The following is a 6444-nucleotide window of genomic DNA, read 5'->3' as shown; positions in this document are numbered from 1 at the left end:
GGTTGATGCAGATCAACCGGGGCCGCTGCGCATCGGCTTAAGTTTCGCCACGGCGGGCCGTTGTCGCTAACAACGTGCTGCGCCGCCACTGGGCGCGGCCTATAGGGAACCTGTATGGCCGAGAAGATCATCAACGGTTTTTCCGTCGTGGCGTATGCCACGCAGCCCGAAGGCCGCGTGCCCGCGCGCGCCTTCCTGGAGACGCGGCGCTTGCCGGCCAAGCCGGCGAAAGCCACGAAGGATGCGCCCTCCGAGCCGCAGGTCGAGGCGGAACCCGCCGAAGCGGACGAACCGGAAAGCCTGGCGTTCGAGATTTTCGTGACGCGCCGTTTTCGCAGCACCGTCGAAGCGATGTCGGCCGCGCGCAACGCGCTGGACCGTGTGAAGGCTGTGGACGCCGAGGGCGTGCCGGACCATTTGCCGGACTGAGTCCGCCGGATCCTTTGCCGGACTGGACGAGACCCTGGGCGGGTCCTCTGCGGGAGGGCCCGCCCATATTGTTATCCCCACTTTGTATTTGTCTAACGCCTGAGCGCGGGCCGATGATGCCGCATGGCAAGCATCGCCATTCACAGTCTGCTCAAAAGGAAGGTTGATGAATACGAACGTCCAATCGGGCGCCCACGCGGCGCGCGGAGTATCGCGGCGCACGCTGTTGCGTGCGGCCAGCCTTGCGGGCCTGGCTGCGCCGCTGGGCATGTTGGGGTCGCGCGTGCTGGCGGCGAACACCGCGCCGCGCACCTACAAGATCGCATGGAGCCAGACCGCGGTGTGCCAGTCGCCCGTATCGGTGGCGCTGGAGCGCGGTTTTTTCGACAAGTACAACCTGAAGGTCGAACGCATCAATTTCAGCGGCTCGACCGACCAATTGCTGGAAGCCATCGCCACCGGCCACGCCGACGGCGGCATCGGCATGGCGCTGCGCTGGCTCAAGCCGCTGGAGCAGGGCTTTGACGTGAAGCTGGCGGTGGGCACGCACGGCGGCTGCATGCGCCTGCTGACTGCGGCGGATTCGCCGATCAAGAGCGTGCAGGACCTGAAGGGCCGCCGCATCGCGGTGTCGGACCAGGCCAGCCCGGTGAAGAACTTCTTCGCGATCCGCGTGGCGCAGCTGGGCATCGATCCGGAATCGGTGGACTGGCGCCAGTATCCGCAGGACCTGTTCGGCGAGGTGCTGCGCAAGGGCGAGGTGGATGCGATCGCGGGCGACGATCCGCTGATCTACACGCTGCGCGAAGACAACAAGCTGCGCGAGATTGCCACCAACATCGAAGGCGACTACGAGAACCGCACCTGCTGCGTGCTGGGCCTGCGTGGCGATCTGGTGCGCAAGGACCCGGAATCGGCCGCGGCGATCACGCGCGCGGTCATCGATGCGCAGCGCTGGACCGCGTCCAACCCCGACGAGACCGCGCGCATCTTCGCGCCGTACGTGCCGGGCAAGGTGCCGGCCGAGCGCGTGGCGGCGATCTTGCGCACGCACAGCCACGGCCATGCGTCGACGGGCGCGGCGCTGCGCGAGGAGATCGTGGGCTACGCCAAGGACCTGAAGACGATCAAGGTGCTGAGCGCGAACCTGGACATCAACAAGTACGCGCAAGCGGTGGTGCCCAATGTCCTCGGCTGACGCGCTGGCGGCGGGGGCGCTGCGCGGCGCGCCGGCGGCCGCCCAACCCTGGCGTCTGTGGAAGACCGGCGTGGTCGCCGCGGCCCTGTGGGCCGCGGTGGGCGGGGTGACGCTGCGCTGGCCCAATGTGGAAGTGGGTTTCACGTCGTGGGGCTACACGCAGGAATTCGGCGTGGCCGCGTTGGCGCTGGCGGCCGCGTTGCTGCTGGTGGCGGTGGCGGGCGTGGCCCATTGGCGGCCGGTGCGCGCGCTGCACCGCGCCGGCCCCTGGCTGCTGGTCCTGGCGGTGGCGGTGGGCGTGTGGGAAGTCGCGACCGCCAAGCTGGCGCTGCTGCCCAGCCCATTCTTTGCGCCGCCGCAGTCGCTGATCGAGGTGTATGTCAGCGACTACAAACGGTTGGCCGACAGCCTGGTCAATTCGCTATGGCTGCTGGCCAATGGCTTCCTGCTGGGCGCGGCCGCGGGTTTCCTGACGGGCGTGGCGATCGGCTGGTCGCGCGGGCTGGGCTACTGGGTGCATCCGGTGCTGCGCTTTCTGGGGCCGGTGCCGTCGACGGCGTTGCTGCCAATGGCGTTCTTCTTCTTTCCGTCGAGCTGGTCGGCGGCGGTGTTCCTGATTGCGCTGGCCACCTGGTTTCCCGTTACGGTGCTGACCTGGTCCGGCGTGGCCGGGGTCAACCGCGCGTACTACGACGTGGCGCGCACGATGGGGGCCAGCGAATGGTTCCTGGTGCTGCGGGTGGCGATTCCGGCGGCGCTGCCGCAGGTGTTCGTGGGCCTGTTCATGGGGCTGGGCGCATCGTTCTCGGTGCTGGTGGCGGCCGAGATGATGGGCGTGAAATCCGGCCTGGGCTGGTATCTGTCGTGGGCGCAGGGCTGGGCTTCGTACGCCAACATGTACGGCGCGCTGATCGTGATGGCGCTGGTGTTCTCGGGCCTGATCACCTTGCTGTTCCTGGGGCGTGACCGCTTGCTGGCCTGGCAGAAGGGAGTCGTGAAATGGTAGCGGCGACGCAAGTGTCGAAGGCTGCGGCCGGTTCGCAGGCGGCCGCGACGCGCGGCGCGGCCCTGGCGGTGCGCGGCGTGAATCATCGATTCGACCTGGACGGCGCGGCGCTGCCGGTGCTGGACGGGATCGACCTGGATGTGCAACCCGGCGAGTTCGTGGCCTTGCTGGGCCCCAGCGGCTGCGGCAAGTCGACGCTGTTGCGGCTGGTGGCAGGGCTGGAGCCGCCGGCCGAAGGCGACCTGCTGGCCGATGGCGAGCCCATCGAGGGCCCGTCGCCGTCGCGCATCGTGGTGTTCCAGGACCCCACGCTGTATCCCTGGCGCACGGTGTGGCACAACGTGGCGCTGGGCTTGCAGGCGCGCGGGCTGCTCAAGACCCGGCGCGAGCGCGTGGACGACGCGTTGCAGCGGGTGGGGCTGGCGGCGTTCAGCCAGGCCTATCCGCACCAGCTGTCGGGCGGCATGGCGCAGCGCGCGGCCCTGGCGCGTGCGTTGGTGAACGATCCGCGCATCCTGATCCTGGATGAGCCGCTGGGCAAGCTGGATTCGCTGACGCGGATCGCGATGCAGTCCGAGCTGGTGGAGCTGTGGCAGCGCACCGGCGTGACGGCCTTGCTGGTGACGCACGACGTGGAAGAGGCGCTGTTCATGGCGTCACGCATCATTGTGCTGAGCGAGCGGCCGGCGCGGATCAAGGACGAGATCGTCAATGACCTGCCGTACCCGCGCCATCGCGGCGATCCGCGGCTGGCCGAATTGCGTCGCCAGGCGCTGGCGCTGTTGGGGCTGGATGCGACGTGGTGAGCAACGCAGGGGTGGCGCTGGCGGCCCTGGCAGCGCCGGCGGGCCTGCTGGCGGGCCTGGCCGCGGCGCGCCGGCGCGCCGGCGCGGCGATCACCGTCGGCGTGCCATTGCCGGGGCAGGCGGCCTTGGCGCTGGGGGCGGCGCTTGCCGTGCTGACCTTGGGCTGGCAGCGGGCGCAGGGTACGCCGGGACTATTGGGGTCGCGCCTGGGACATCTGGTGCTGGCGGCCGTGGCGGTGTTGCTGCTGACCGCGCTGGCGGCCGCGTGGTTGCACAGCCGTGCCGCGGGGCGCGCGGCGCAGGCGCAATGGCGTCACGCCGCGGCCATGCTGCTGGGGGCGCTGGCGCTGCTGGCCGGCGTGATCGCCGTGGCGATTGCCTGGCAGCCCGAAGAGGCGCTTGCCATTGCGCATTGGCCCTTTGCCTGGCGCTACGACCCGGATCTGCCGGTCGGCACGCAGACCTGGCGTCGGCTGTGGTTGGCGGTCGGGCTGACGGGGCTGGCGCTGGCGCTGCTGGTGGCGGCCTTGTTCGCGCGGCGCGGCCGGTGGGTGTGGCTGACGGCCGCGGCCGGCCTGCTGGCCTCTGCCAACTGGCCGGCGCCGCAACTGCTGATGACGGAGGCGACGCGCACCTCGTACCAGCGGTCGCCGCTGCCGTTCACGGATCGCAATGTGCTGCAGGGCGGCCGGCTGTATCAGGCGCACTGTGCGGGCTGCCATGGCGAGCAGGCCGATGGCCGCGGACCGCTGGCGGCGGGGCTGTCCGCCTGGCCCAGCGTGCTGGGGCCGGCGTTGTTCGACAACCGCCTGGAAGGCGAACTGCATTGGCGGGTGACGCACGGCGGTGATGAACGGGGCGGCGTGTCGGCCATGCCGGGCTTTGGCGCGGCATTGGGCCCGGACGAGATTTGGCAAGTGCTGGACTATCTGCGGCTGCGGGCCTACGGCGGCAGCGGCGGCACTGGCATGCCGGCGATTCCCGCGCCGGGCGTGGCGGTGACATGCCGCGACGGGCGCGCGACGACGCTGGCGGAGCTGCGCGGCCTGCCATTGTGGGTGGGCGCGGCCGCAGGGGCGTCCGCGCCGAATGCGCTGCAAGCGCCGCTGGATCCGCGTCTGCTGACGGTGGCGCTCACCTGGGGCGGCGGCGATCCCGCGGGCGCCGATTGCGTGGCGCCAGGCGAGGATGCCTGGAACGCCTACGCGCTGGCGGCGGGCGTGCCGCCCGACGCACTGGCCGGCGCGCAGTTCATGGTAGACCGCCGCGGCTGGCTGCGCGCGCGCCGGCTGCCCGGCGCGGCGCCTGCCTGGACCAGCGCGGACAACGTCTGCGGCCCCGGCGGCCGCATGGAAAGCGCTTCCGCCCAGGGACTGGGCGCGCTGTTGCAGGCGATGGACCGTGCCCCCATCGGCATTCCGGATACGCGGCGCAGGCAGTAGCGCCGCGCGGGCACATCCGCTTTATCCATTCCACTCTTACTTACGCGAGGCAGGAAGATGAGTACCTTGAACGAATACCTGGGCCAGAAGCGGCAGGCCGTGCTGGTGCGCAACGCGCGCGATCCGCAGACGGTGACGCCGGTGAAGCTGCGCGCACACGTCAGCGCCGAAGGCCGCAGCGGCGTGCGCCGCATCCGCATCCGCGATCACCAGGTGGTCAGCGACAGCCCGGCGGATTTCGCCGGCTACGACCTGGGGCCGAGTTCGCCCGAGCTGCTGCTGGGGTCGCTGGGCAGTTGCCTGACGCACATCTTCCTGATCAAGGCGGCCGAGCTGGAGTTGCCGCTGGAGTCGCTGGAAGTCGAGATCGAGGGCGACCTGGATCCGCGCGGCGGCAAGCCGGGCTATGAAAAGGTGCCGTTCTTTCCGCACAACATCCGCTATACGGCGCACATTGTGTCGCCGGCCGATGACAGCGCGGTGCGTGCCGTGCACGAGGCGGTGGAGCAGTGGTGCCCGATCCTGAACCTGCTCAAGCAGCCGCAGCCGCTGGAGGGCAGCGTGCGGCATACGCGGCCGTCGGCGCAGTAGGACATTGCCGGGACTGCCCGCGCCGGCGCCCGGTGGCGTGGGCGGGCCGAGCCTGCCTGATGCTGCGGCGTCAGGTCAGCGAACTGCGCATCAGGATCTCGGTCAACGCGCGGGTGGGCTTGTTGGGTGCGGGCGCCGAGATGACGATGAACTCCACCTGGGGCAGGGCCGGCAGCGCATGCACGCCGGCCGGCGCGGCCAGGCCGGCGGTGGACAGGTGCGAGGGCTGCACGGTGATGCCCAGGCCGGCGCGGGCGGCCGCCTGGCAACCCGCGTAGCTGGTGCTGGTGCAGACGATCTGCCAGTTGCGCCCGGCCCGCGCCAGCGCATCCAGCGCCAGCGTGCGGGTGACGCTGGGTTCGCGCAGCAGGATCAGCGGCAGCGGCGCGTCCGGCGCGATGCGCAGGCCTTCCTTGGCGCGCCACAGCAGCGCTTCCTTGTGCAGGGTCTGGCCACGGCGGTCGCCGCGGCGACGCTTGCCGATCATGACATCCAGTCCGTTGTCGTCCAGCAGCCGGTAGAGGTCGCTGGTGACGCCGATGGTGATGTCCAGTTCCACTTCGGGATGCGCCTGGCGGAAGGCGGCCAGCACGTCGGGCAGCGGCCCCATGGCCAGGTCGTCGGACGTGCCCAGGCGCACGCGGCCACGCAGCCGCGGGGCGTCGAACAGACGTTCGGCGCGCTCGTGGGCATCCAGGATGATTTCGGCGTGCACCAGCAGGCTGCGGCCGTCGCTGGTCAGGGACAGCGAGTGGGTATCGCGCAGGAACAGGCGGCGGTTCAGCGCCTGTTCGAGCTGGCGGATGTGTTCACTGACGGTGGGCTGGGTCAGGCCCAGCCGGCGCGCGGCTTCGCTGAAGCTGGGCGAGGCCGCGGCCGCGGCGAAGGTCTTTAGCCAGAGCGGGTTGAGCATGGGGGACTGGTCATAGGATATTCCGATGACAGTTAAAGTAACCAGTGGCCTTCACGATA

The 6444-nt window shown here is 70.3% G+C and carries 7 protein-coding genes; 6 read left to right on the top strand and 1 reads right to left on the bottom strand.

The genetic code is table 11. The annotated features are described in order from the left end of the window. Positions 1 to 114 precede the first annotated feature (114 nt). From AC6LJ2_RS25365 to AC6LJ2_RS25340, 6 genes are all read left to right on the top strand, one after another. Positions 115 to 429, top strand: a complete 315-nt coding sequence (locus AC6LJ2_RS25365) for a hypothetical protein (RefSeq protein WP_263914797.1) — start codon at positions 115 to 117, stop codon at positions 427 to 429. Between the two features lie 166 nt (positions 430 to 595). Next, positions 596 to 1627: an ABC transporter substrate-binding protein gene (locus tag AC6LJ2_RS25360; RefSeq protein WP_263914798.1), complete on the top strand. Its 1032-nt coding sequence runs from the start codon at positions 596 to 598 to the stop codon at positions 1625 to 1627. Next, on the top strand, positions 1614 to 2633 hold the full coding sequence (locus AC6LJ2_RS25355) for an ABC transporter permease (RefSeq protein ID WP_498152437.1): 1020 nt from the start codon (positions 1614 to 1616) through the stop codon (positions 2631 to 2633). The genes AC6LJ2_RS25360 and AC6LJ2_RS25355 overlap by 14 nt, the downstream gene beginning before the upstream one ends. Continuing rightward, a complete protein-coding gene (locus AC6LJ2_RS25350) occupies positions 2627 to 3439 on the top strand; it encodes an ABC transporter ATP-binding protein (protein WP_498152436.1) in 813 nt (270 codons plus the stop codon). Before AC6LJ2_RS25355 ends, AC6LJ2_RS25350 begins: the two co-directional genes overlap by 7 nt. Further along, a complete protein-coding gene (locus AC6LJ2_RS25345; protein WP_498152435.1) occupies positions 3436 to 4881 on the top strand; it encodes a c-type cytochrome in 1446 nt (481 codons plus the stop codon). Before AC6LJ2_RS25350 ends, AC6LJ2_RS25345 begins: the two co-directional genes overlap by 4 nt. A gap of 57 nt (positions 4882 to 4938) precedes the next feature. Further along, positions 4939 to 5472: an OsmC family protein gene (locus AC6LJ2_RS25340; RefSeq protein ID WP_263914802.1), complete on the top strand. Its 534-nt coding sequence runs from the start codon at positions 4939 to 4941 to the stop codon at positions 5470 to 5472. Between the two features lie 70 nt (positions 5473 to 5542). Here AC6LJ2_RS25340 and AC6LJ2_RS25335 read toward each other — a convergent pair whose 3' ends face one another. After that, on the bottom strand, positions 5543 to 6385 hold the full coding sequence (locus AC6LJ2_RS25335; RefSeq protein ID WP_263914803.1) for a LysR substrate-binding domain-containing protein: 843 nt from the start codon (positions 6383 to 6385) through the stop codon (positions 5543 to 5545). Positions 6386 to 6444 lie beyond the last annotated feature (59 nt).

The organism is Achromobacter sp. 1014246743 (assembly GCF_059760725.1).
Note: the sequence above shows the minus strand (reverse complement) of the source record. Positions and strands in the feature narration are given on the sequence as shown.

Coding starts and splice junctions, on each gene's coding strand:
- AC6LJ2_RS25340 (WP_263914802.1), top strand. CDS start 4,939: ATGAGTACCTTGAACGAATACCTGGGCCAGAAGCGGCAGGCCGTGCTG.
- AC6LJ2_RS25360 (WP_263914798.1), top strand. CDS start 596: ATGAATACGAACGTCCAATCGGGCGCCCACGCGGCGCGCGGAGTATCG.
- AC6LJ2_RS25350 (WP_498152436.1), top strand. CDS start 2,627: ATGGTAGCGGCGACGCAAGTGTCGAAGGCTGCGGCCGGTTCGCAGGCG.
- AC6LJ2_RS25355 (WP_498152437.1), top strand. CDS start 1,614: ATGTCCTCGGCTGACGCGCTGGCGGCGGGGGCGCTGCGCGGCGCGCCG.
- AC6LJ2_RS25365 (WP_263914797.1), top strand. CDS start 115: ATGGCCGAGAAGATCATCAACGGTTTTTCCGTCGTGGCGTATGCCACG.
- AC6LJ2_RS25335 (WP_263914803.1), bottom strand. CDS start 6,385: ATGCTCAACCCGCTCTGGCTAAAGACCTTCGCCGCGGCCGCGGCCTCG.